The organism is Mumia quercus (assembly GCF_025506335.1).
Lineage (GTDB): Bacteria > Actinomycetota > Actinomycetes > Propionibacteriales > Nocardioidaceae > Mumia > Mumia quercus.
Genome location: NZ_JANZYO010000005.1, coordinates 37278 through 59571, shown reverse-complemented (window position 1 = coordinate 59571; position 22294 = coordinate 37278). Strand labels below are relative to the sequence as shown.

The following is a 22294-nucleotide window of genomic DNA, read 5'->3' as shown; positions in this document are numbered from 1 at the left end:
TCGCCCACGTTGAGGAGCAGTCCGCGGCCCAGACCGCTTGGCCGTGCCCCTCGGACCCCCCAGGATGAACCCATGAGATGCCCCAACGACGACACCACCCTCGTGATGAGCGAGCGCAGCGGGATCGAGATCGACTACTGCCCCGAGTGCCGCGGAGTCTGGCTCGACCGTGGCGAGCTGGACAAGATCATCGACCGCGCGGGGACGCAGGCGACCCCGGCGCCGACCTACCAGGATCGCCCCCAGCAGCGCTACGACGACCGCCGCTACGACGACCGCTCCTCCAAGCGCAAGAAGAAGGAGAGCTGGCTCTCGGACCTCTTCGACTGAGTCCGCCCCGGCTCGTGCCACACACCGATGCAGGAGGAACGATGACCGACGACCGCATCCGCATCACGCTCGACGAGTCCGAGATGCCGACCCACTGGTACAACGTCGTCGCGGACCTCCCGACGCCGCCCCCTCCGCCGCTGCACCCGGCCACGCACGAGCCGGTGGGACCTGACGACCTCGCGCCGCTCTTCCCCCCAGAGCTCATCGCCCAGGAGGTCACGACCGAGCGGTACGTCGAGATCCCCGAGGCGGTCCGTGACGTCTACCGCCAGTACCGTCCCTCGCCGCTGGTACGCGCGCGGCGCTGGGAGAAGAAGCTCGGCACGTCCGCGCGGATCTACTACAAGTACGAGGGCGTCTCGCCGGCCGGCTCCCACAAGACCAACACCTCGGTGCCTCAGGTCTACTACAACGCGCAGAACGGCATCACGCGGCTGACGACCGAGACCGGCGCCGGGCAGTGGGGCACCGCGCTGGCGTACGCGTGCGCGCTCTTCGGGCTCGAGTGCGAGGTGTGGCAGGTCGGTGCCTCGTACGACACCAAGCCGCAGCGCCGCACGCTCATCGAGGTGTTCGGCGGCAAGGTCCACCGCTCGCCCAGCACGCTGACGGAGTTCGGCAAGGGGTTCGACGCCGACCACCCGGGCTCGCTCGGCATCGCGATCACCGAGGCCGTCGAGCTCGCCGCCCAGGACGAGACGACGAAGTACGCCCTCGGCTCGGTCCTCAACCACGTCCTCCTGCACCAGACGGTGATCGGCGAGGAGTCGCTCCTCCAGCTCGCGAAGGCCGGCGAGTCCGGTGCCGACCTGGTCGTGGGCTGCGCCGGTGGCGGCTCCAACTTCGCCGGGCTGGCGTTCCCCTTCCTGCGTGAGAAGCTCGCGGGGCGCCAGCAGCCGCGGATCGTCGCCGTCGAGCCGTCGTCGTGCCCGACGCTGACCCGCGGCGAGTACCGGTACGACTTCGGCGACACCGGCGGCATGACGCCGCTGATGAAGATGTACACCCTCGGACACGACTTCGTACCCTCGACGATCCACGCGGGCGGTCTGCGCTACCACGCGATGGCGCCGCTGGTCTCCCACGTCGCGCACGAGGGGTTGATCGAGGCGGTCGCCCTCCACCAGAGCGAGTGCTTCGAGACGGCGACGGAGTTCGCGCGTACGGAGGGCATCGTCGCCGCGCCGGAGTCCTCGCACGCGTTGGCGCAGGCCCGGCGCGCCGCGGTGGAGGCGGCGCGGACGGGTGACGCGCCCGTCATCGTCATCGGCCTGTCGGGTCACGGGCTCCTCGAGCTCGGCGCGTACGACTCGTACCTGCACGGGCGGTTGGAGGACGACCCCCTCAGCGACGAGGCGCTCACCCGCTCGCTGGCGGCGGTGCCGACGGTCCGATGATCGAGGTCGCCCCTGGCGTCCTCGTCGCGACGCACCCGTTCTGCGCCACCACGACGACCGTGGTCGTCGGCGCGGACGGGCGCGAGTGCCTGGTCGTCGACCCCGCAGTGACGGCAGCCGAGATCGACGCGCTCGCCGCTGACCTGGCGTCGCGCGGCCTGACGGTGACGGGAGCGTTCTCGACCCATCCGCACTGGGACCACCTGCTGTGGCGGCCGGCGTTGGGGGACGCCCCGCGGTGGGCGACCGCCGCCGCGGCCCAGCGCGCCCGGGTCGTCGCTGACGACAACGCTCGCAAAGCGCGCGAGGCGCTCCCCGGCGTCGACGGCAGGTGGCTCGACCGCGTCACCGCGCTCCCGCCGGGCACGCACACGCTTCCCTGGCCCGGCCGCTCCTGCCGCGTGCTGGAGCACCGCGCGCACGCCGTCGGCCACGCCGCGCTGCTCGTCGACGACGTCGGCGTGCTCGTGGCGGGCGACATGCTGTCGGACGTTGAGCCACCCTTGCTCGACCTCGACGCGGACACCCCGTGGGACGACTACTCCGACGCGCTCGCGCTGTTCGAGACCGTCGCACCCGAGGTGTCGGTCCTCGTCCCCGGGCACGGACGCGTCGGCGACCACGACGAGCTCGTCCGCAGGCTCGCGGCCGATCGGGCCTACCTCGGCGGCCTGCGCGACGGGACGGCCTCTGGCGACCCGCGTCTCACCGACGCCGAGGACTGGCTGCGAGACGAGCACGAGGCTGCCGTCCGCAGGATCGAGCCCGGCCTCAGCTGACGAGCTCGATCCGCCGACCAGGATCGGCGAGGACCCCGCGTACGTCGTCGCTCTCGACGGCGTCGAGGAAGCGCTCGCCAGGCGTCTCGAGCAGGTGGTGCCGCACCCCCGGCGCAACCCGTCCCATGCCGAGCGGCCAGAACGTGCCCCAGTGCACGGGAACCGCCCAGCGCGCCCCCACCCGGCGTACGAGGGCGGCCGCCTCGCCAGGCCCGAGGTGGTCGTCGCCGAGCGTCGGCCCCCAGCCGCCGACCGGGACGAGGGCGAGGTCGACCGGCCCCACCCCTGAGACGTCGGCGGCCGGTCCGGTGTCGCCGGGGTACCAGAAGGAGGCGCCGTCCCCGACGACGCGGAAGCCGAGCGGCTGCGCCTCTCGGCGCGACCAGCGGTGGCGCGTCGCAGGATGGTCTGCGGCCAGCACCTCGACGGTGACGTGGGCGACACTGAGCCGCTCCCCTGGGTTCGCCTCGTGCACCTCGAGGTCGGCGCGTGCCAGCAGGTCCCGGCTGCCGGCAGGCACGACCACGTGGGTCCCGCGCGGGAGGCGACGCAGCGACGGGAGGTGGAAGTGGTCCATGTGCAGGTGGGAGACCAGCACGAGATCGGCGTTCGCCGCCTCCGCCGTCGGTGACGTCGCGTGCCGACGGAGATGGACGAACCGGTCGACGAGCACGGGATCAGTGAGCACGCGCGTGGGTCCCAGCTCGACGGTCGCGGTCGAGTGGCCCCACCACGTGACCGCCAGGGTGCTCACGCCAGCACCCTACGGCTCATCCGCCTTCGGAGAACGGTGACGGATCGAGGTCGGAGACGGCGCCGATGTCGACGACGAGGCCCACGACGCCCGCGATCGCGACGGCGAGGAAGCCAGCGCGTACGAGGGTCGTCGCGGCAGCCGATCCCCTGACCACGGGGTACCACGGCCTCAGCGCCACGACCACGGCCGCCACCACGGCGACGACGGCGAAGAAGGCGACGCCCAGGGTCAACGAGCCGAGGGCGAGGACCGGGAGGACCCACCTCCACCACCCGCGCCGGGTCCACGAGCCGGGCGCGGCGACGCGGTCGGCGACGACACCCACGACGTACGCGAAGGTGGCGCCCAGAGCCACGCAGAGCGCGACGGCCAGCCAACGCGGCTCCAGGAGCCGGAAGTCGTTACCGTCGGGTTGCACGAGCAGCGCTCCGCCGATCGCCCCGCCGGCGAGCGTGACCGTGGCCCTGCGGAGCCAGACCGGCCCGATCAGCCATGGTCGGACGAGGAGGTACGCGCCAGCGCCGATCACGCCGGCCGTGGCGCCGATCGTGACCAGTCCGAGCGTGTCGAGGAACGAGAACTCGCCGATCCTGAACCCGTCGTCGGTCAGGAGCCCGCGGATGCCGTCGGGCGAGGTCAGGCGCAGCACGAACATGATCAGCCGGCCACCGACACCGGCGACCACGACGCCGCTGAAGGCCCCGGCGAGCAGGATCACGCGGAGGGTCTCCCCCAGCGCAGCACCGTACGAGGGCGGGGCCGCCGGGAGGCTCGATCGCGGAGGGACAGCGGTGGTCACGGCAGCGGACTCGGACATGCGTCCGACGCTAGTGGCGCCCGGGACCGCGGCGACGGAGTTTGTCGAGACACGAGCCGTTGACGGAGCTCGCACGCTCCCGTACGTTTAACGAGTTCGTTAAATATAGGAAGGTGGCCATGGCCGGCACGGATCAGCTCAGCGTCGTCTTCTCGGCACTCGCCGACCCCACACGGCGCGCGATCCTGGCCGACCTGGCAGAGGGCGACGCCACCGTGACCGCACTCGCCGAGCCCCTCCCCGTGTCGATGCCGGCGGTGTCGCGACACCTGAAGGTGCTCGAACGCGCCGGGCTCATCTCGAGGGCGCGCTCAGGCAAGTGGCGGGCGAGCCACCTCGAGGCTGCCCCGTTGCGCGAGGCCGCCGACTGGATCGCCCGCTACCGAGAGTTCTGGGACGCCTCCCTCACGCGCCTCGACACCCACCTCGCCGCGGTGCAGGCCGCTGCCACCGACGACAAGGAGCCCTGATGCAGGCAGAAGCCCCGCAGATCGAGATCTCGCGCGTGGTCGACGCGCCACGGGCGCTCGTCTACCGCGCCTTCACCGATCCGGACCACTTCGTGGCCTGGTGGGGCCCGGTCGGCAGCTCGCTGCCGCGGACCGAGATCGAGTTCGACGTCCGACCGGGCGGACACCAGCGATGGACCGAGGTCTCCGCGGCGGATCCCGACGTACAGGTCCAGGTCGACGTCGACCTCACCGACGTGACCGAGGGCGAGCTCATCGACGGCCTCATGCACGTCACCGGCCGCCTCCCGCTCGGCATCGCGCCGTTCCGGACGCGGCTGCGGGTCGAGTTCTTCGACGAGGCCGACGGGCGGACGAGGCTCGAGATCCGCCAGTGGCTCCCGCCGGAGCAGACGGGCAACGCCGAGCAGGGGTGGCACGAGGCGTTGACCGCCCTGAGCAAGGAGGTGGAGTGAGATGGCCGCGCTGATCTACGTCACGAACATGTCCCTCGACGGCTACATCGAGGACGAGAACGGTGACTTCGCCCTCTACCCGCACGACGACGAGGTCTTCATGACCTACACCGACCTCGTCGGGTCGGTGGGCACGTTCCTGTACGGGCGGCGCCTGTACGAGACGATGGCGCCGTGGGAGACCGACGCCTCCCTCGCCGCGCAGTCACCTCTCACCGCCGAGTTCGCGACCGTCTGGCAGGACACGGACAAGGTCGTGTACTCCACGACCCTGTCCGAGGTGGCCACCGCCCGGACACGGGTCGAACGACGCTTCGACGCGGCGTCCGTACGCGAGATCGTGGCCTCCGCGACCAACGACCTGACCGTCGGTGGGGCCGACCTGGCCGCACAGGCGTTCGCAGCCGGGCTGGTCGACGAGTGCCACCTGTTCGTCTGGCCCTGGATCATCGGCGGCGGCAAGTCGGCGCTGCCCAGCGGCCTGCGCACCGAGCTCACGCTCCTCGAGGAGCGCAGGTTCGCGAACGGCGTCCTCCAGCTCCGCTACCGCATCGGCGCCTGACCATCGGAAGACGACAAAACCCCGCTCCCAGGTGGGAGCAGGGTTTTGAGCGGGTCTTCGGTGGAGCTACGGGGATTCGAACCCCGGACCTCTTCCATGCCATGGAAGCGCGCTACCAACTGCGCCATAGCCCCGTGCTGAGCAGTTCCTCACTCAGCGAGCAGACTCGATCTTAGCGGGTCGCTCCACGGGAGCCGAAATCGGGGTCCCCTTCGCGCGTCCGAGCCCCGTCGTCCGAGGCGTCGGCGTCGTCGCTCATCTCCGGGACCGGCAGGTTGCCGGCGTTCCACTCGGTGACCTGCCACCGCCCGAAGCCCTCCTGCAGCACCGCCCAGCAGCCGTTGCTGAAGCCGCCGAACGAGCGCCAGTGCTCCGGAGGCAGGCCGATGAAGGCACAGATGCCGACCCGGATCACGGCGCCGTGCGCCACGAGGACGGCAGTCTCGTCCTTGTCCATGACCGCCACGACCTCCCGAAGGACGGCACAGAAGCGCTCGGCAGCGTCGACGTGCGTCTCACCACCCGGCGAGACGACCTCCTCGCCCCGGCGGAAGCGCGCCTCCAGGTCGGGGTAGCGCTCGCGGATCTCGTGGCGGGTCAGCCCCTCGCGCTCCCCGAACGCGACCTCCCGCAGGCGTACGTCGGTCTCCACGGGCACGTCGACGATGCGCGACAACGCTCCCGCGGTCGCGCTGGCCCTCTGGAGGTCGGAGCTGACGATGCGCGTCGGGTTGAGCACGGCGAGCCGGGAAGCCATCTCGGCGGCCTGTGCACGCCCCGTCGCGTTGAGCATGGTGTCCGTCTGACCCTGCAGACGCCCCGCCACGTTCCAGTCGGTCTGGCCGTGGCGCCAGACGATGACGCGCCGACTCATGCGTCGGCGACCGGCGGCTCGCCGGCCAGCGGCACCTCGTCGGTGTCCTCACCCTCCCGTACGCTCTGCGAGGTCGCAGGTGCCTTGCCGGCGGCGTCCCCGATCCCGTCCAGCGGGATGACCGGGCAGTCGCCCCACAGCCGCTCGAGCGCGTAGAAAGAACGGTCCTCGTCGTGCTGGACGTGGACGACGATGTCGGCGTAGTCGAGCAGGACCCACCGGCCCTCTCGCTCGCCCTCGCGGCGCACGACCTTGGCGCCCTGCTCGAGGAGCTTCTCCTGGACGGCGTCGACGACCGCGCGTACCTGGCGGTCGTTGGACGCCGACGCGATCACGAACACGTCGGTGATGACGAGGTGCTCGGAGACGTCGAAGGCGATGATCTGGTGCGCGAGCTTGTCGGCGGCGGCCGTGGCGGCCACCTGCGTCAGCTCCAGCGCCCGCGGCGATGCGGTCACGGCAGTCTCCCGTTCGGGTGGTGTGGCTTGCGAGATGAGGTCGAGCCGGACGCCTCCACGTAGAGGCGGTGCTTGCCGATGTACTGGACGACCCCGTCCGGGACGAGGTACCAGACGGGCTCCCCCGCGCTGACGCGCTCGCGGCAGTCTGTCGAGGAGATCGCCAGAGCGGGGATCTCGACGATGGTGACGCGGTCCTTCGGCAGGGCGTCGAGCGTCTGCATGTCGATGTCGTGCCCCGGTCGGGTGCAGCCCACGAACTGGGCGAGCTCGAACATCTCCTCGGCGTTGCGCCAGGTGAGGATCTGCGCGAGCGCGTCGGCTCCGGTGATGAAGAAGAGGTCGACGTCGCCGCCGTAGTGCGCACGGAGGTCGCGCAGGGTGTCGATCGTGTACGTCGGCCCGGAGCGGTCCAGATCGACCCGGCTCACCCAGAACTTCGGGTTCGACGCGGTGGCGATGACCGTCATGAGGTAGCGGTCCTCGCCCGGCGAGACCTTCCGGTCGGCCTTCTGCCACGGCTCACCCGTGGGGACGAACACGACCTCGTCGAGGTCGAACCACGACTGAACCTCCGAGCCCGCCACGAGGTGACCGTGATGGATCGGGTCGAACGTCCCGCCCATCACCCCCACACGGGGGCGCCGGCCGACCTCGAGCGGCAGGCTCATCAGGAGTGCTCGCGCCCCTTGCCGAAGGCGAAGAGCCCGATGAGGAGAAGCATGAACACGAGAAGCACCGCGCCGGCGACGACGTACGGCGACAGGGCTTCCTCGTTCTCGGCGGTCTGCGCGAGAACCTCGGTGAAGACGGATCCAGTCAACGACATGGGGGCCAATCTACCGTCCGATCCTCATCGCGGTGCGCACGACCCCGGCTCAACGCACGTGGCCGTCGCCGGTGACGACGAAGGTGGTCGTCGTCATCTCGGGCAAGCCCATCGGCCCCCTGGCGTGGAGCTTCTGGGTGGAGATGCCGATCTCAGCACCCATGCCGAGCTCGCCACCGTCGGTGAAGCGTGTCGAGGCGTTGATCATCACCGCGGCTGCGTCGACGGATGCGACGAAGCGCTGGGCGGTCGGGAGGGACCGGGTCACGATCGCCTCGGTGTGCCCCGACGAGTACGTCCGGATGTGCGCGACGGCGTCCTCGAAGGAGTCGACGACCCGCGCGGCGATGTCGAGCGAGAGGTACTCGGTCGAGTAGTCCTCCTCCGTCGCGGCGACGACCTCGGCATCGGTCGCGCGGAACGCGTCGTCACCGTGGATCGTCACCTCCCGCTCACGCAGCGCGGCCACGACGCGCGGCAGGAAGTCGTCGGCGACCGCCTTGTGGACCAGCAGCGACTCGGCCGCGTTGCAGACGCTCGTGCGCTGCGTCTTCGCGTTGACGACGATGTCGAGCGCCATGTCGAGGTCGGCGTCGGCGTCGACGTACACGTGGACGTTGCCCGTGCCCGTCTCGATCACCGGCACGAGCGCGTCGCGGACGACCGCCTGGATCAGACCCGCTCCCCCGCGCGGGATCACGAGGTCGACCAGGCCGCGGGCCCGCAGGAGCGCGGTGGAGCTCGACCGGTCGGAGGGGTCGATCGCCTGGACCGCGTCCGCCGGCAGCCCTGTGGACGCGACCGCGTCGCGCAGCACCGCGGCGATCGCCGCGTTGGAGGCGCTCGCCGACCGGGAGCCGCGCAGGAGGACCGCGTTGCCCGCCTTGAGGCAGATCGCGGCCGCGTCGGCCGTCACGTTGGGGCGCCCCTCGTAGATCATCCCGATCACGCCGATCGGCACGCGCACCTGACGCAGCTCGAGCCCGTTGGCCAGCGTCGACCCGCGGACCACCTCGCCGACGGGATCCGGGAGCGCGGCCACGTCACGGATCCCCTGCGCCATCGCCGCGACGCGGTCCGCGTCCAGGCGCAACCGGTCGATGATGTGGTCGCCGAGCCCGGCGGCGCGCCCGTCCTCCACGTCGCGTGCGTTGGCGTCGAGGATCTCGTCGGTGTGCGCGACGAGGGCGTCGGCCATCGCATGGAGCGCCGCGTCCTTCGCCGCGCGCGGTGCCGCCCGCAGGTCGAGGGCTGCCGAACGGGCCGCACGGGCCGCGTCGTGGACGTGGGGTTCGAGGTCGTGGGTCACGACTCCAGGATAGTGACTCAGAAGGGGACCGGAGTCGGGACGACCATGCTCGAAACGGGGTCGAAGGAGGAGGGGTCGGCCGCGGGCGTACGGAGGTGGTACGTCGGCTGGTCCAGGACCTCGAGGCCGACGACCTCCCAGCGTGGCAGCCCGGCCGAGCAGCGGTGCTCCGCCCAGACCCGCATCGCCATCGCCGCCGCGTCGAGCATCTCCGGCGCCTGCTCCCAGTAGCAGATCTCCGCGCGGTCGGTTGCGTACCGCAAGGAGTGCAGGAAGGCGTGCTCGTCGCGCAGGCGCATCATCGCCGTACGGACGGCCTCGTCGTCGTGGGGTGCCCCCGCCACGGTCAGTGCGACGTGCCACAGCTTCTGCTGGCCTACCACGGAGCCCTCCCTCGGCACTGTGTGTCCGCGCCTCACCCTATCCGCCGCGACCCTGCCGCGTGGGCGAGTTCCGCGGATCGGATCAGAGGACCACGAGGTCGTCGCGGTGCACCAGCTCGCGCTCGTACTCGGCACCGAGCTCGGCCGCGAGGTCGTGGGTCGAGCGCCCGATCATCCGCGGCAGCTCAGAGGCGTCGTAGTTCACCAGACCCCGCGCCACGACTGTCCCGTCCTCGGCGGCGAGGTCGACCGGGTCTCCGGACTCGAAGATGCCCTCGACCCCGACGACACCCGCCGGGAGAAGCGATGCACGCCGCTCGACCAGGGCACGCACAGCCCCGGGGTCGAGCACGAGCGTCCCCTTTCCGGTGGTCGCGTGCGCGAGCCACAGCAGACGCGTGGGCCGCCGTCGACCCGTCGGGTGGAAGGTCGTGCCGACCGGCTGCCCCTCCAGTGCCTCTCGGACCTGCGCCGCGCTCGTCAGCAGGACGGGGATCCCGGCGCCGGTGGCGATCCGGGCCGCCTCGACCTTGGTCACCATCCCGCCCGTGCCGACCTTGGAGGCGCTCGGCTTCGCGAGGTCGAGTCCTTCGAGGTCGGCGTCGCCGTGGACGTCCGGGATCAGCGACGTGCCCGGAAGCATCGGGTTGCCGTCGTACAACCCGTCGACGTCCGACAGCAGCACCAGCCGGTCGGCGTGCACGAGGTGGGCGACGAGAGCCGCGAGCCGGTCGTTGTCGCCGAAGCGGATCTCCCCCGTCGCGACGGTGTCGTTCTCGTTGACGACAGGGACGACACCGAGGTCGAGGAGGCGGGCGAGGGTCCGGTACGCGTTGCGGTACTGGGTGCGGCGGACCACGTCGTCCACGGTCAGCAGCACCTGGCCGACCACGAGGTCGTGGCGTGCGAACCGCTCGGTGTAGCGCGCCACGAGGAGGCCCTGCCCCACGCTGGCCGCCGCCTGCTGGGTCGCCAGGTCGCGCGGGCGGGCGGGGAGCCCCAGAGGAGAGAGCCCGGTGGCGATCGCCCCGGAGCTCACGAGGACGACCTCGTCGCCCCGGTCGCGCACGTCGGCCAGCGCGTCGACCAGCATGTGCAGACGGGACAGGTTCAGCCCGCCGTCGGCCGAGCTGAGCGACGACGAGCCGACCTTGACGACGATCCTCACTCCTCGTCGTCCTCCGACCACAGGCTCTCGGGCGCGACCCTGCCTTCGGCGCGTGCCTCCCGTGCCGTCCGCTCGTACTCCCGCTTGCGAGCGAGGTCGTCGCGGCGCTGCTTGTTCGTACGGCGGTGGTTCTCGATGAGCCGGTCGTCCTCGCCGCGGCGGGACCCGAGGAGCTCGGCGCCGGCCTGGACCTGCGGGTCGAAGTCGAAGACCACCGCGTCGTCGACGCTGCCGATGACCACGTCGTCCCCGGCCTCGGCACCCATCGCGAGCAGCCGGTTCTCGACTCCCAGCCGGTTGAGGCGGTCGGCGAGGAAGCCGACGGCCTCGTCGTTGGTGAAGTCGGTCTGGCGCACCCAGCGCTCGGGCTTCTCGCCGCGCACGACCCACTGACCTCCGGTACGGGTGACGGTGAAGTCGTCGCCGCCGTCGACCGAGCGCGGCGACAGCACGATCCGGGTCGCCGGGGCAGGCGCAGCTGCCTTGCGCGAGGAGGCCACGACCTCCGCCATCGCGTACGACAGCGCCTTCAGGCCCTCGTGGCTGGCCGCCGAGATCTCGAAGACCTCGAGGCCGCGCTCCTCGAGCTCACCGCGGACGAACTCCGCGATCGTCTTGGCGTCCGGCACATCGACCTTGTTGAGGGCCACCAGCCGGGGGCGGTCCTCCAGACCGCCGTACGCGCTGAGCTCGCCCTCGATCACGTCGAGGTCGGTGAGGGGGTCGCGACCGGGCTCGATGGTCGCGCAGTCGATGACGTGCACCAGCGCGGCGCACCGCTCCACGTGCCGCAGGAAGTCGTGACCGAGCCCGCGACCGTCAGCGGCACCCTCGATGAGCCCGGGCACGTCCGCGACCGTGTACGTGGTGTCGCCGGCGACGACCACGCCGAGATTGGGGACCAGCGTGGTGAAGGGGTAGTCAGCGATCTTGGGCCTGGCTCGCGACAGCGCCGCGATCAGGCTGGACTTGCCTGCACTGGGGAAGCCGACGAGGCCGATGTCGGCCACGACCTTGAGCTCGAGCGTGATCGAGCGCTCGTCGCCCGGCTCACCCTTGAGCGCGAAGCCGGGGGCCTTCCGCTTGCTCGAGGCCAGCGCCGCGTTGCCGAGCCCGCCACGGCCGCCCTGGGCGACGACGAGCTCGGTGCCGGGTCCGACAAGGTCGGCGAGCAGCTCACCGTCGGCGTCGCGCACGACGGTGCCTTCGGGCACCGGGAGCACGAGGTCGGCACCCTGGGAACCGTTGCGGTTGCCGCCGCTGCCGTGGGCGCCCTTGCCGCCGCGCCGGTGCGGCTCGTGGTAGTAGTCGACCAGCGTCGTCACGTCCGGAGCGACCCTCAGGACGACGTCGCCGCCGCGACCTCCGTTGCCGCCGTCCGGCCCGCCGAGCGGCTTGAACTTCTCTCGGTGCACCGAGGCGATGCCGTTGCCGCCGTCACCGCCCTTGACGTGCAGGGTCACCTTGTCGACGAACGTCGGGACTGCCATCCGTGCCACCTCCTCAGGATTGTCTCTCGTACGGGTGCGCGCGCACCCTCACGAGACGGAACGAGGGGCGGGTCCGCGTGCTGCGGACCCGCCCCTCGTCGTCGTCGAAGTCCGTCAGATCACTCCGACGGGACGATGTTGACCACACGACGACCACGGCGCGTGCCGAACTCGACCGCACCGGCGGCGAGAGCGAACAGCGTGTCGTCGCCACCACGGCCGACGTTGGTCCCGGGGTGGAAGTGGGTGCCACGCTGGCGGACGATGATCTCGCCGGCGCTCACCTGCTGACCACCGAAGCGCTTCACACCGAGGCGCTGTGCGTTGGAGTCACGGCCGTTCTTGGTAGAAGCGGCGCCCTTCTTGTGTGCCATGTGCTCGAGCCTACTTTCGCGTCACTTCGAGATGCCGGTGATCTTGACCTGCGTGTAGTGCTGGCGGTGACCCTGGCGCTTCTTGTATCCGGTCTTGTTCTTGTACTTCTGGATGATGATCTTCGGACCCTTGGTCGCACCGACGACCTCGGCGGTCACGGAGACCTTCGCGAGCGAGTCGGCGTCCGCCGTCACGGCGTCGCCGTCGACGAGCAGCACGGCGGGGAGCTCGACCGACTCACCGACCGCGCTCTTGACCTTGTCGATCTCGATGACGTCGCCGACCGCGACCTTCTGCTGCTGGCCGCCACTGCGCACGATCGCGTACACCGCCGACTCACATCCTCACTCGTTGCTGCTCCGTTGTCGGAGCCTGGGCTGTCCAAAACTCTGGGGTGGTGCCACCGGCAGGCACGAAGCACGTGCCCGGGCACACAGACCGGCACGCACAGAGGCGTGCCGACCATCTAGTCTACGGAGTCTCCCCGTCGCCGGTCAAAGCGGGGTCGGGGACTCCGCCGTCAAGCGTACCGGGCGCCTCCACACCGGCCTGCGAGGCGGTGTCGGAGGACTCCGGCGACGGCTGGTCCGCTGCCTTGTCGCCCCCGCTCGAGCGCCGGCGGCGGCGCTTGCGGGGGCCGCTCGCCTCCGCCTCGGTCGCGTCGGTCGTCGGCTCGGTCGTCGCCGCCTCGGTCGTCGCCGCCTCGGTCGGGGCGGCCTCGGCCGGGGCCGTGTCACCGCCCTCGGTGCCGTCGTCGGCCGCCGGCTTGTCGTCCTTCGCCTTCTGGCCGGAGCGGTTCCGGGACTCGCCGCCCTTGCCGGACTTCTGCTGGTCCGCGTCGCTGCGCTTGCCTCGCCCGCCGCGCCCGCGCCGGCCCTCGTCCGAGGACTTCTTCGGCTCGACCGGGTGCTCGTGGAGGACCAGACCGCGGCCGGAGCAGTGCTCGCAGGGCTCGCTGAACGCCTCGAGGAGCCCGGTGCCGATGCGCTTGCGGGTCATCTGCACGAGGCCGAGCGAGGTCACCTCGGCGACCTGGTGGCGCGTACGGTCGCGACCGAGGCACTCGACCAGACGGCGCAGGACGAGGTCACGGTTGCTCTCGAGCACCATGTCGATGAAGTCGATGACGATGATGCCGCCGATGTCGCGCAGCCGGAGCTGGCGCACGATCTCCTCGGCCGCCTCGAGGTTGTTCTTGGTGACGGTCTCCTCGAGGTTGCCGCCCGAACCGGTGAACTTGCCGGTGTTCACGTCGACGACCGTCATCGCTTCCGTACGGTCGATGATGAGCGAGCCACCCGAAGGCAGCCAGACCTTGCGGTCGAGGGCCTTCGCGATCTGCTCGTCGATCCGGAAGGCGGAGAAGACGTCGCCGGACTCCGAGCCCTTCCACGTCTCGACGCGGTCCTTGAGGTCGGGGGCGACGTGGCTCACGTAGCCCTCGATCAGCTCCGACGCGTCGGCGCCCTCGACGACCAGGCGCGAGAAGTCCTCGTTGAACAGGTCGCGAACGACCTTGATCGTGAGGTCCGGCTCGCCGTACAGCAGCTGCGGCGCGGTCCCCGACGACGCCTTCTTCTCGATGTCCTTCCAGCGCGCGTCGAGGGCCTCGACGTCACGGGTGAGCTGGTCCTCGGTCGCGCCCTCGGCCGCGGTGCGGATGATGACGCTCGCGTCCTCGGGCAGGATGCCCTTGAGCAGGTTCTTGAGGCGGTTGCGCTCGGTGTCGGGCAGCTTGCGGGAGATCCCGCTGCTCTGACCGCCGGGCACGTACACGAGGAAGCGGCCCGGCAGGCTGATCTGGCTGGTCAGGCGGGCGCCCTTGTGGCCGACCGGGTCCTTCGTCACCTGCACGAGGACGGTCTGGCCCGACTTGAGCACCTCTTCGATCTTGCGGGGCTTGCCGTCGCCCAGCTTGCTCCAGTCGACCTCGCCGGCGTACAGCACCGCGTTGCGGCCCTTGCCGATGTCGACGAACGCCGCCTCCATCGAGGGCAGCACGTTCTGGACGCGGCCGATGTAGACGTTGCCGATCATCGAGTTCTGGGACTCGCGCGACACGTAGTGCTCGACCAGGACGTCGTCCTCGAGCACCGCGATCTGGGTCAGCTCGTCGCGCTGGCGGATCACCATCTCGCGCTTGACCGACTCCCGGCGCGCCAGGAACTCGGCCTCGGAGACGATCGGCGTACGCCGCCGGCCGGCCTCGCGGCCCTCGCGACGGCGCTGCTTCTTGGCCTCGAGACGGGTCGAGCCGGAGACGCTCGTGATCTCGTCCTCGGGGCTGCGGCGCTCGCGCACCCGCACGACCGTGTTCTCGGGGTCGTCGGCGGCGGTGTCGCTGTCCTCGCCACGGCGGCGACGGCGACGGCGACGACGGCTCGACCCGCTGGTCGAATCGGTGTCGTCGTCGGCGTCCTCGGTGTCCTCGGCGGGCGCGGCTGCGTCGTCGGTGTCCTCGGCGTCCGTGGTGGCCTGCACCGCGTCGCGCGTGTCGTCCTCGTCGTCGGTCTCGACGTCGTCACCGGCGCTCGGCTTGCGGCGACGGCGGCCTCCGCGCCGACGGCGGCGGCGCGTCGGGGCGCCGCTCTCGTCGGTGTCGTCGTCGCGCTCGTCGCGCTCGTCGGAGTCGTCGCGCTGCTCGGCGTCGTCCCGCTCGTCGGCGTCGCTGCGGGCACGCTGGCCGCGCGGGCTCTCGTCCCCCGACTCCGCAGCGTCCTCCTGCTCGTCGTCCTCGACGTCGACCTCCGGCTCGGGCAGGCGCCTGCGGCGCTGGGCCGTCGTGGGCTCGGGGGCCTGGAAGAGCGGGGTGGCGATCGGGGCGCGACGGGCGCGGGCCGGGGCGGTGTCGGCGACAGCCTGGGCGTCGTCCTCGTCCGCCTCGGGCGTCACGGCGTCGGTCGAAGCCTCGGCCTCGGGCGCCACCTCGTCGGTCGGGGTCGCCTCCGGAGCGGGCTCGACGGCCTCGGCCGGCGCCGCGTCCTCGGCGGGCTCGGTGACCGGCGTGGCCGGCGTGGCCGGCCCGGCCGAGCGCGAGGCCGCCTTCTTGCGGGTACGGGTGGTCTTCGTCACCGTCGGGGCGGCGGGCGCGCTCTCGGCCGGGGTCGCGGGCGGGGTCTCGGTCGCCTCGTCGGCCTTCGCCGTACGCGTGGTCGCCTTGCGGGTACGGGTGGCGCGGGCCGGCTTGGTCGGCTCGGCCTGCGCGGCCTCGGAGAAGACGGCGGCGGTCGGCGGGCCGGCGGGCCTGGAGGCGGCGCGGCGTCGACGGGTGGTGACCGTCGCAGCGCCGTCGTCGGACTCGGGGCTGGATTCAGCGTCTGATGAGGATGCCGAGGGGTTCTGCTCGTCGAGCATGGTGCGCTCCTTCGGCCTCGCGGCCGCCGAAGCTGGCGCGAGGCGATGTCGTCGCCGCGTGCAACCATCGGTCGCACCGCGGACGCAAGCCTGCGGTCGGCCCGGGTGACCGGGCTACGACGGCGCCCTCCGTTGCTGTCGGCCTGTCACTGGCGCCCCGTCCGCCGCCGCGGTCGCCGCCGCAGGTCTGGTGGACCTACGACGCGTCGCGGTCGGGCGCGAACGGATCGCCGACCGTGCCGGCCTGCGCATCAAGTGGACCCTGCGCCATCCGGGTGGCCACAGGGGCTCCCGACGGCGCGAGACCCGCGATGGCGCGGAGTCCGGCGAGGACATCGTCGGGTCGTACGGACGGGGTGCCGTGACGTACGACCAGGTCCAGTATCGCACACGACGCCTGAACATCCGGTGACATCCGGCTCTCCAGGCGGACGACGGCGCTCCTGGTGTCGAACGTACGGAGCCCCTTCTTGGTCATCCGCTCCACCTGGACCTCGTCGGCGGCGAGGAACGCCTCGACCGCGCGCTGGGCCTCCTCCAGCGTCACGCCGGGCAGCTCGAGGCGCCAACGGCTGGCCTCCAGCCGGTCGGCGAACGACCCGCTCCCCTCGCGGACGGCGACCACCTCGAGGATGTCCAGACCTGGCGGGAGCGCGGCGTCGAGGACGGCGGCGACCTTCTGCGGCTCGAGCGGACGCACGACCCCGATCTCCAGGTACTCGGCCTCGCTCGCGGCCCCCGTCGGAGAGGCGCCGGCGTAGGAGATCTTCGGGTGCGGCGTGAATCCGGAGGAATGGGCGATCGGGACCCCCGCCCGGCGTACGGCGCGCTCGAAGGCCCGGCCGAAGTCCCGGTGGCTGGTGAAGCGCAGCCGGCCCCGCTTCGCGTACCGGATCCGGAGCTTCTGGACCGTCGGGAGCTGCGGGTTGGGCGCCTCGGGATTCGCCGGCGCGGGGTCGGGGATCGTCACCCTTCGAGCCTAACCGAGGCGCTCAGCCGCCTCGTCAGCACCGGACGGGTGGTGGCAGCGCACGACCACGCTGCCCACCGCGCGAGCGGCGGGCGCCTCCTCACGGCACACCGCGGTCGCCGAGGCGCACCGGGACGCGAACGCGCAGCCCGCCAGACGCTCTGTGGGGCTCGGTGGGTCACCCAGGACCGTCCGCCGCACGGTCCGTTGCCCCGGCGCGAAGGCGGGGACGGAGGCGATCAGCATCTGCGTGTACGGGTGGCGGGGGCGTGTGACGATCTCCTCGGCCGGCCCCTCCTCCACGATCCGGCCGAGGTACATGACCCCGATCCGGTCGGCCACGCTGCTGACCACCGCGAGGTCGTGGGCGATCAGGAGGTACGCCAGGCCGTGCGCCTCCTGCAGGTCGGCGAGGAGGTTCAGGACCTGGGCCTGGACGGAGACGTCGAGCGACGCGACCGGCTCGTCGAGGACCAGGAGCTTCGGGTCGAGCGCCAGCGCCCGCGCGACGACGACCCGCTGGCGCTGCCCGCCGCTCAGCTCACGGGGGTAGCGGGCGCCCATCGACGCGTCGAGCCCGACGGCGTCGAGGAGCTCGGCCACGGACCGCGACCCCGTACGGCCACGGATGTGCAGAGGCTCCTCGATCGCCTGCGTGACCGTCAGTCGCGGCGAGAGCGCGGCAGCGGGGTCCTGAAAGACGATCTGCGTGTGGTCGCGCACCTTGCGCAGGGCGCGACGGCTCATCCCCGAGACGGGCTGTCCCGACCACCTCACCTCCCCGGAGTCGCGCGCGACGAGCATCGCCGCCATCCGCGCCAGGGTCGACTTCCCGCAGCCGCTCTCGCCGACCAGGGCGTACGTCTCGCCGGCGCCGACGCTCAGACTGACCCCGTCCACCGCAGTCAGGCGGCCGGCGCCGCCAGGGAGGGCGTACTGCTTGGCCAGCTCGGAGAGCTCGATCACGGGAGTCATCCAGCACGCTCCTGAGGCTCGACCGGGTCACGGCCCGGGTCGTCGGTCGGCGGGTACCAGCACCGGGACCAGCCGTCGTCACCGCGGCGCACGGGCGGCGGCTCGGCACACGCGGTCTGGGCGTCCGGGCACCGTGCCGCGAAGGCGCACCCTCCGGGCCACGCACCGGGGAGCGGCGGCCGCCCGGCCATCGCGCTGAGCCGCCGGCGTCCAGGTGCCAGAAGCGGACGGCTGGCGAGCAGGCCCCGCGTGTACGGGTGCTGGGGCGCGGCGAAGACGGAGCCCACCGCACCCTCTTCGACGATCTCCCCGGCGTACATGACGGCGACGCGGTCAGCGACCTCCGCGACGAGCCCGAGGTCGTGGGTCACGATCAGCGCGGCTCTGCCCTCGTCGCGCGTGGCGGCGCGGATGACGTCGAGCACCTGTGCCTGGACGGTGACGTCGAGGGCGGTCGTGGGCTCGTCCGCCACCAGGACCGCCGGGTCGTTGGCCAGCGCCATCGCGATCGCCACCCGCTGCCGCAGACCGCCCGAGAGCTCGTGCGGGTAGGCTCGCGCCCGCTGCTCAGGCGCCGGGATGCCGACCCGGGCGAGCAGGGTGACGACGCGCTCGCGGTGTGCACGACGTCGTCCGCCACGGTGCAGGACGAGCGCCTCGGCAACCTGGTCACCGATGCGCTGGAGCGGGTTCAGCGCGCTGAGCGGATCCTGGAAGACGGTGCCGACCACCCCACCGCGGACCCGCCGCATGGTGGCCTCGTCGGCTCCGACCAGCTCCGTGCCCTGAGCACGGACCGAGCCTCGTGTGATACGCACCCCCGCGCCCGCGAGGCCGAGCGCGGACATGCACGTGACGGTCTTGCCCGATCCCGACTCCCCGACGAGACCGACGACCGTCCCCGGCTCGACGGACAGGTCGACGCCGCGGACCAGGACGAGTGGGTCGTCCACCGGCCCCGCCTCGATCCAGAGGTTCTCGATCTGGAGTGCCGCAGTCATGGAGCCACCCTCGTGTCGAGCGCCGTGGACGTGTCGAGGACGCCGGAGCCGGTCTGCCACCGGCGGCGCAGCGCGGTGCCGAGGGCGTTGGCGCACATGACCGTGACGACGATCATCAGCGCGGGCCACGCGACGACCCACCACGCGGTCTCCAGGAAAGGGGTGCCGTCGGAGATGATGTTGCCCCACGACGGCGTCGGCGGCTTCACCCCGAGCCCCAGGAACGACAGCGCGCCCTCGATCACGACCAGCGCGCCGACCGTGAAGGACCACACGACGAGGTTCGCCGGGAGCACCTGCGGCAGCACGTGCCGCCGTACGAGGTAGAGGTCGCTCGCGCCTGCCCCCGCGGCGGCGACGACGTAGTCCTCGCTGCGTACCCGCTGGACGATCGTGCGCGTCACGCGCGTCGGGAGGACCCAGCCGCCGAGCGTCAGCAGGGCCACGAGGACTGGGATGTCGGAGCCGACGACGGCGACCGCCGCCAGGGCGATCACGAGGAACGGGAAGGCGAGCCACACGTCGGCGACGGTCATGATCGCCCGGTCCCACCAGCCGCCCCGGTAGCCGGCGACGAGTCCGAGGACCAGGCCGATGACGACGGCACCCGTCGCGGCCCCGAACCCGACCTGGAGGGACACGCGGCCACCCTCGAGCGTACGGCTGAGCATGTCGCGCCCGAAGGCGTCGGTCCCGAGCGGTTTGCCGTCGACGGCCCCCGACAGCCACGCCGGTGGCGCGAGCCGCTCCCCCAGGGCCTGCTGCGCACCCTCCGGGCCGAGCAGGCCCGGCCCGGCGAAGCAGGCGACCACGACGACGAGGAGCACCCCGAGCGGGGCCCAGAGGCGCAGGTCGAGACGGCGGCGCCTCATGCGCGGTCCCTCGCGGTCCGAGGGTCCAGCACGGCGAGGAGCGCGTCGCCGAGGATGTTGACGGTCACGACGAAGACTCCGATGACGAAGACGGCGGCCTGGACGAGCGGGTAGTCGCGGGCGAAGATCGCGTCGACGAGCTCCTTGCCGATGCCGTCGTAGGCGAACAGGACCTCGACGACGACGGCTCCCGAGATCAGGAAGGACATCTCGACGACGAGCGCCGCGGCGACCGCAGGGAACGCGTTGGGGAGCGCGTGGCGCCACAGGACCCGCCGCGAGGACGCGCCCTTCGCCGACGCCGTACGCAGGAAGTCCTGGTCCTCGACCTGCTCCAGCTCGGCGGCGACCATGCGCGCCGTCCGCGCGACGGCGAACGACGCGAGCGCCAAGGTCGGCATCACCAACGTCGCCGGGGTGCCGCTGCCGAATGCCGGAAGCACGCCGAGCCGGACGGCGAAGAGGTAGCTCAGGAGGACCCCCAGGACGAAGGTCGGGACGGCCTGCGCCAGCGTCATCGTCGACCCGATCAGGGCGCGGGTCACGCGGCTGCCGCGGTCGAGGAGCACGCCGCACGGGACGCCGACCAGGATCGAGGTGAGCATGGTGCTCACGATCAGGAGCAGGGTCGCCGGGAGGGCACCGAGCGCTGTGCCGAGTGCCGACTCGCCGGTGAACACCGACGTCCCGAAGTCGAGCCGGACGACGTCGCCGAGGAACTGCGCGTACTGGACGGGCAGCGGCTCGTCGAGCCCCAGCCCCGCGCGTACGGCGTCGAGCTGCGCAGGTGTCGCGGACGGTCCGGCGAGGACGCCGGCCGGGTCGCCGCTGAGCCGGACGAGGAAGAAGAGCAGCGTCAGCAGGCCCAGGAGCGTCAAGACCAGCCGCGCCAGGGTGCCCGCGATCCGTCGAGCCCGGCGGCCTCGGCGGCCGGTGCGAGGGGGTGGGGTGGCGACGGCCGGAGCCGTCGCCACCCCTTGACCGTGCGTGCTCACTCGGTGACGACGATCGCCTCGGCCTGGATCAGGCTGTCACCGGACAGCGGGAGATCCGAGATCCGGGGCGCGACCGTGTAGAGGTTGTCGGGCCACGCGAGGAAGAGGATGCCCGCCTCCTCGTTGAGGATCTTCGCCATCTGCTTGATGTCCGCCTCACGGGCCGACTCGTCGAGCTGGCCGGCCTGCTGCACGAACAGCTTCTGGTAGTCGTTCACCGGGATGTGGGCCTGCTGACCCGGCGCCGTGGGCCCGAAGCGGCTGACGGCCGAGATGTCGCGCAGGTCGTAGTAGTCGGTCTGCCAGTAGAGCAGCGGGTACTCGCTCTTCTGGAGCAGCGTCGGGATGAACGCGGAGATGTCCTGGACGACGACCTCGCTCTCGAGGCCGATCGTGTTCAGGTATCCCGCGACCGCCTCTGCCTGCGACTTGAACATCGCCGTGGTCGCGATCGGGAGCTTCAGACCCTCGGCACCCGCCTCGGCGATGAGCGACTTCGCGCGGTCGAGGTCGAAGTCGTACGAGGGCAGGGACTCGTCGTAGCCGAGGTAGCCCTCCTGGAGCAGCTGGCTGCCGTTCGGCGCGCCGAACCCCCCGAGGGCGGCCTCGACGAACTCCTCGCGGTTGATCGCGAGGTTGATCGCCTGGCGCACGCGGACGTCGGCGAGCTTCGGCTCCACGTCGGCGATGAGGCTCGTGATGGCCGACGAGCCGGCGGGCTCGTGGACGTTCGTGAAGCCGCTGCCCCCGAGCTGCTTGGCGATGTCGGACGGCAACCCGAAGACCACGTCGGCCTCACCCGTGCGCAGCGCGCTCGCGAGCGTGGTCGGGTTGGGGATGGCCTGGATCGTGATGTCCTTGACGGTCTCCGTCGCCCGCCACGAGTCGTCGTTGCGGGTGAGCTCGATCTTGGTGCCCGGCTCGTACGCGGTCACCTCGAACGGTCCGGTCCCGGACGGGCGGTCGTCGCCGAAGGTCGCGGGGTCGACGATGTCGAGCAGCGTCATCCGGTTGAGCAGGACGGCGTCGGGCCCGGAGGTGATGATGCGAACGACCTGCGGCGAGACGGCCTTCGCTTCCTTGACGGTCCCGATGCGCCCGGCCACGGTCGCGTACGCGGGGTCGCCGGACAGGACGCGCTCGACGTTGGCGACGACCGCCTCGGCGTCGAGCGCGGCTCCGCTGCTGAAGGTCACGTCCTCGCGGAGGGTGAAGTCGACCGACGTGTCGTCGACGCGCTTCCACTCGGTGGCCAGACCGGGCTGGAGCGCGCCGTCGGCGTCGAACGTCACCAGCTGGTCGAAGACCTGCTTGGTGTACGTGCGGCCGACCGAGGAGAGCGCCGCCGCCGGGTCGAGGCTGTTGCTGATCGCCGAGCTTGCAAGCGTGAGGTGCGCGTCGTCGACGGCCTCTCCGCTGGCCGGCTCGTCACCGCCGCCGCACGCGGTGAGCGCGAGGGCGGCGACGGCGGCCCCGACCAGCGCAGTCCTCCTTCGCCGTCGGATCCCGCTCGCTGCCCGGGAGACGTCGACCTTGGGGAAGAGGCGCATGGGGTACCACCGTTCCGTGACGAAGCCGCCACGACCCAGCGGTCCGAAGCGGCTAACCTATACGATATAGGGACGCTAGCCAGGTGGCCCGTTCCCGGTCAAGGCCTCGTTCAGACCTGGC

At 71.7% G+C, this 22294-nt stretch carries 25 protein-coding genes and 1 tRNA gene; 6 read left to right on the top strand and 20 right to left on the bottom strand.

Annotated features, from left to right (window positions below; all coding sequences use genetic code 11):
- Window positions 1–72: 72 nt before the first annotated feature.
- The 3 genes from NYZ95_RS12470 to NYZ95_RS12460 are packed head-to-tail and all read left to right on the top strand — an operon-like array spanning window position 73 to window position 2509.
- Window positions 73–330, top strand: coding sequence for a TFIIB-type zinc ribbon-containing protein (locus NYZ95_RS12470; RefSeq protein WP_262851641.1), 258 nt, complete (start codon window positions 73–75; stop codon window positions 328–330).
- Window positions 331–371: 41 nt separating this feature from the next.
- Window positions 372–1730, top strand: a complete 1359-nt coding sequence (locus tag NYZ95_RS12465; RefSeq protein WP_262851640.1) for a TrpB-like pyridoxal phosphate-dependent enzyme — start codon at window positions 372–374, stop codon at window positions 1728–1730.
- Window positions 1727–2509, top strand: coding sequence for an MBL fold metallo-hydrolase (locus NYZ95_RS12460; RefSeq protein ID WP_262851639.1), 783 nt, complete (start codon window positions 1727–1729; stop codon window positions 2507–2509). The genes NYZ95_RS12465 and NYZ95_RS12460 overlap by 4 nt, the downstream gene beginning before the upstream one ends.
- Here the strand turns inward: NYZ95_RS12460 and NYZ95_RS12455 are convergent.
- Together NYZ95_RS12455 and NYZ95_RS12450 are read right to left on the bottom strand one after the other, a co-directional pair.
- Complete coding sequence (locus tag NYZ95_RS12455) at window positions 2502–3263, bottom strand: MBL fold metallo-hydrolase (RefSeq protein ID WP_262851638.1); 762 nt, start codon at window positions 3261–3263, stop codon at window positions 2502–2504. The genes NYZ95_RS12460 and NYZ95_RS12455 overlap by 8 nt on opposite strands.
- A gap of 16 nt (window positions 3264–3279) precedes the next feature.
- A complete protein-coding gene (locus tag NYZ95_RS12450; protein WP_262851637.1) occupies window positions 3280–4083 on the bottom strand; it encodes a hypothetical protein in 804 nt (267 codons plus the stop codon).
- Window positions 4084–4202: 119 nt separating this feature from the next.
- Here NYZ95_RS12450 and NYZ95_RS12445 point away from each other — a divergent pair, with 119 nt between their 5' ends.
- The 3 genes from NYZ95_RS12445 to NYZ95_RS12435 are packed head-to-tail and all read left to right on the top strand — an operon-like array spanning window position 4203 to window position 5570.
- A complete protein-coding gene (locus NYZ95_RS12445) occupies window positions 4203–4553 on the top strand; it encodes an ArsR/SmtB family transcription factor (protein ID WP_262851636.1) in 351 nt (116 codons plus the stop codon).
- A complete protein-coding gene (locus NYZ95_RS12440) occupies window positions 4553–5008 on the top strand; it encodes an SRPBCC family protein (RefSeq protein WP_262851635.1) in 456 nt (151 codons plus the stop codon). The genes NYZ95_RS12445 and NYZ95_RS12440 overlap by 1 nt, the downstream gene beginning before the upstream one ends.
- Before the next feature lies 1 nt (window position 5009).
- Window positions 5010–5570, top strand: a complete 561-nt coding sequence (locus NYZ95_RS12435; protein WP_262851634.1) for a dihydrofolate reductase family protein — start codon at window positions 5010–5012, stop codon at window positions 5568–5570.
- Between the two features lie 61 nt (window positions 5571–5631).
- Here the strand turns inward: NYZ95_RS12435 and NYZ95_RS12430 are convergent.
- From NYZ95_RS12430 to NYZ95_RS12345, 18 genes are all read right to left on the bottom strand, one after another.
- A tRNA-Ala gene (locus NYZ95_RS12430) sits at window positions 5632–5704 on the bottom strand.
- 38 nt (window positions 5705–5742) lie between these two features.
- Complete coding sequence (locus tag NYZ95_RS12425; protein WP_262851633.1) at window positions 5743–6444, bottom strand: histidine phosphatase family protein; 702 nt, start codon at window positions 6442–6444, stop codon at window positions 5743–5745.
- Window positions 6441–6902, bottom strand: coding sequence for a ribosome silencing factor (gene rsfS / locus NYZ95_RS12420; protein ID WP_262851632.1), 462 nt, complete (start codon window positions 6900–6902; stop codon window positions 6441–6443). Before rsfS ends, NYZ95_RS12425 begins: the two co-directional genes overlap by 4 nt.
- Complete coding sequence (nadD, locus tag NYZ95_RS12415) at window positions 6899–7573, bottom strand: nicotinate-nucleotide adenylyltransferase (RefSeq protein WP_262851631.1); 675 nt, start codon at window positions 7571–7573, stop codon at window positions 6899–6901. The genes rsfS and nadD overlap by 4 nt, the downstream gene beginning before the upstream one ends.
- On the bottom strand, window positions 7573–7731 hold the full coding sequence (locus NYZ95_RS12410) for a hypothetical protein (RefSeq protein ID WP_262851630.1): 159 nt from the start codon (window positions 7729–7731) through the stop codon (window positions 7573–7575). Before NYZ95_RS12410 ends, nadD begins: the two co-directional genes overlap by 1 nt.
- A 49-nt stretch (window positions 7732–7780) precedes the next feature.
- Complete coding sequence (locus tag NYZ95_RS12405; protein WP_262851629.1) at window positions 7781–9040, bottom strand: glutamate-5-semialdehyde dehydrogenase; 1260 nt, start codon at window positions 9038–9040, stop codon at window positions 7781–7783.
- 17 nt (window positions 9041–9057) lie between these two features.
- Window positions 9058–9423, bottom strand: coding sequence for a DUF8830 family protein (locus NYZ95_RS12400; protein ID WP_262851628.1), 366 nt, complete (start codon window positions 9421–9423; stop codon window positions 9058–9060).
- Between the two features lie 82 nt (window positions 9424–9505).
- A complete protein-coding gene (proB, locus tag NYZ95_RS12395; RefSeq protein WP_262851627.1) occupies window positions 9506–10591 on the bottom strand; it encodes a glutamate 5-kinase in 1086 nt (361 codons plus the stop codon).
- Window positions 10588–12081, bottom strand: a complete 1494-nt coding sequence (gene obgE / locus NYZ95_RS12390; RefSeq protein ID WP_262851626.1) for a GTPase ObgE — start codon at window positions 12079–12081, stop codon at window positions 10588–10590. Before obgE ends, proB begins: the two co-directional genes overlap by 4 nt.
- Before the next feature lie 119 nt (window positions 12082–12200).
- Entirely contained in the window at window positions 12201–12455 is a 255-nt protein-coding gene (rpmA, locus tag NYZ95_RS12385) for a 50S ribosomal protein L27 (RefSeq protein WP_262851625.1), read from the bottom strand.
- A gap of 21 nt (window positions 12456–12476) precedes the next feature.
- Entirely contained in the window at window positions 12477–12785 is a 309-nt protein-coding gene (rplU, locus tag NYZ95_RS12380) for a 50S ribosomal protein L21 (protein WP_262851624.1), read from the bottom strand.
- A 142-nt stretch (window positions 12786–12927) separates the two neighbouring features.
- On the bottom strand, window positions 12928–15810 hold the full coding sequence (locus NYZ95_RS12375) for an Rne/Rng family ribonuclease (protein ID WP_262851623.1): 2883 nt from the start codon (window positions 15808–15810) through the stop codon (window positions 12928–12930).
- 196 nt (window positions 15811–16006) lie between these two features.
- Complete coding sequence (locus tag NYZ95_RS12370) at window positions 16007–16780, bottom strand: TIGR03936 family radical SAM-associated protein (protein WP_372500472.1); 774 nt, start codon at window positions 16778–16780, stop codon at window positions 16007–16009.
- A gap of 9 nt (window positions 16781–16789) precedes the next feature.
- Window positions 16790–17755: an oligopeptide/dipeptide ABC transporter ATP-binding protein gene (locus NYZ95_RS12365; protein ID WP_262851622.1), complete on the bottom strand. Its 966-nt coding sequence runs from the start codon at window positions 17753–17755 to the stop codon at window positions 16790–16792.
- On the bottom strand, window positions 17752–18756 hold the full coding sequence (locus tag NYZ95_RS12360; RefSeq protein ID WP_262851621.1) for an ABC transporter ATP-binding protein: 1005 nt from the start codon (window positions 18754–18756) through the stop codon (window positions 17752–17754). The genes NYZ95_RS12365 and NYZ95_RS12360 overlap by 4 nt, the downstream gene beginning before the upstream one ends.
- Window positions 18753–19628, bottom strand: coding sequence for an ABC transporter permease (locus NYZ95_RS12355; RefSeq protein ID WP_262851620.1), 876 nt, complete (start codon window positions 19626–19628; stop codon window positions 18753–18755). Before NYZ95_RS12355 ends, NYZ95_RS12360 begins: the two co-directional genes overlap by 4 nt.
- On the bottom strand, window positions 19625–20602 hold the full coding sequence (locus NYZ95_RS20440) for an ABC transporter permease (protein ID WP_262851619.1): 978 nt from the start codon (window positions 20600–20602) through the stop codon (window positions 19625–19627). The genes NYZ95_RS12355 and NYZ95_RS20440 overlap by 4 nt, the downstream gene beginning before the upstream one ends.
- A 17-nt stretch (window positions 20603–20619) precedes the next feature.
- Complete coding sequence (locus NYZ95_RS12345) at window positions 20620–22173, bottom strand: ABC transporter substrate-binding protein (RefSeq protein WP_262851618.1); 1554 nt, start codon at window positions 22171–22173, stop codon at window positions 20620–20622.
- Window positions 22174–22294 lie beyond the last annotated feature (121 nt).

Coding starts and splice junctions, on each gene's coding strand:
- NYZ95_RS12470 (WP_262851641.1), top strand. CDS start 73: ATGAGATGCCCCAACGACGACACCACCCTCGTGATGAGCGAGCGCAGC.
- NYZ95_RS12465 (WP_262851640.1), top strand. CDS start 372: ATGACCGACGACCGCATCCGCATCACGCTCGACGAGTCCGAGATGCCG.
- NYZ95_RS12460 (WP_262851639.1), top strand. CDS start 1,727: ATGATCGAGGTCGCCCCTGGCGTCCTCGTCGCGACGCACCCGTTCTGC.
- NYZ95_RS12450 (WP_262851637.1), bottom strand. CDS start 4,083: ATGTCCGAGTCCGCTGCCGTGACCACCGCTGTCCCTCCGCGATCGAGC.
- NYZ95_RS12445 (WP_262851636.1), top strand. CDS start 4,203: ATGGCCGGCACGGATCAGCTCAGCGTCGTCTTCTCGGCACTCGCCGAC.
- NYZ95_RS12440 (WP_262851635.1), top strand. CDS start 4,553: ATGCAGGCAGAAGCCCCGCAGATCGAGATCTCGCGCGTGGTCGACGCG.
- NYZ95_RS12435 (WP_262851634.1), top strand. CDS start 5,010: ATGGCCGCGCTGATCTACGTCACGAACATGTCCCTCGACGGCTACATC.
- NYZ95_RS12425 (WP_262851633.1), bottom strand. CDS start 6,444: ATGAGTCGGCGCGTCATCGTCTGGCGCCACGGCCAGACCGACTGGAAC.
- nadD (WP_262851631.1), bottom strand. CDS start 7,573: ATGAGCCTGCCGCTCGAGGTCGGCCGGCGCCCCCGTGTGGGGGTGATG.
- NYZ95_RS12410 (WP_262851630.1), bottom strand. CDS start 7,731: ATGTCGTTGACTGGATCCGTCTTCACCGAGGTTCTCGCGCAGACCGCC.
- obgE (WP_262851626.1), bottom strand. CDS start 12,081: ATGGCAGTCCCGACGTTCGTCGACAAGGTGACCCTGCACGTCAAGGGC.
- rpmA (WP_262851625.1), bottom strand. CDS start 12,455: ATGGCACACAAGAAGGGCGCCGCTTCTACCAAGAACGGCCGTGACTCC.
- NYZ95_RS12375 (WP_262851623.1), bottom strand. CDS start 15,810: ATGCTCGACGAGCAGAACCCCTCGGCATCCTCATCAGACGCTGAATCC.
- NYZ95_RS12365 (WP_262851622.1), bottom strand. CDS start 17,755: ATGACTCCCGTGATCGAGCTCTCCGAGCTGGCCAAGCAGTACGCCCTC.
- NYZ95_RS12360 (WP_262851621.1), bottom strand. CDS start 18,756: ATGACTGCGGCACTCCAGATCGAGAACCTCTGGATCGAGGCGGGGCCG.
- NYZ95_RS12355 (WP_262851620.1), bottom strand. CDS start 19,628: ATGAGGCGCCGCCGTCTCGACCTGCGCCTCTGGGCCCCGCTCGGGGTG.
- NYZ95_RS12345 (WP_262851618.1), bottom strand. CDS start 22,173: ATGCGCCTCTTCCCCAAGGTCGACGTCTCCCGGGCAGCGAGCGGGATC.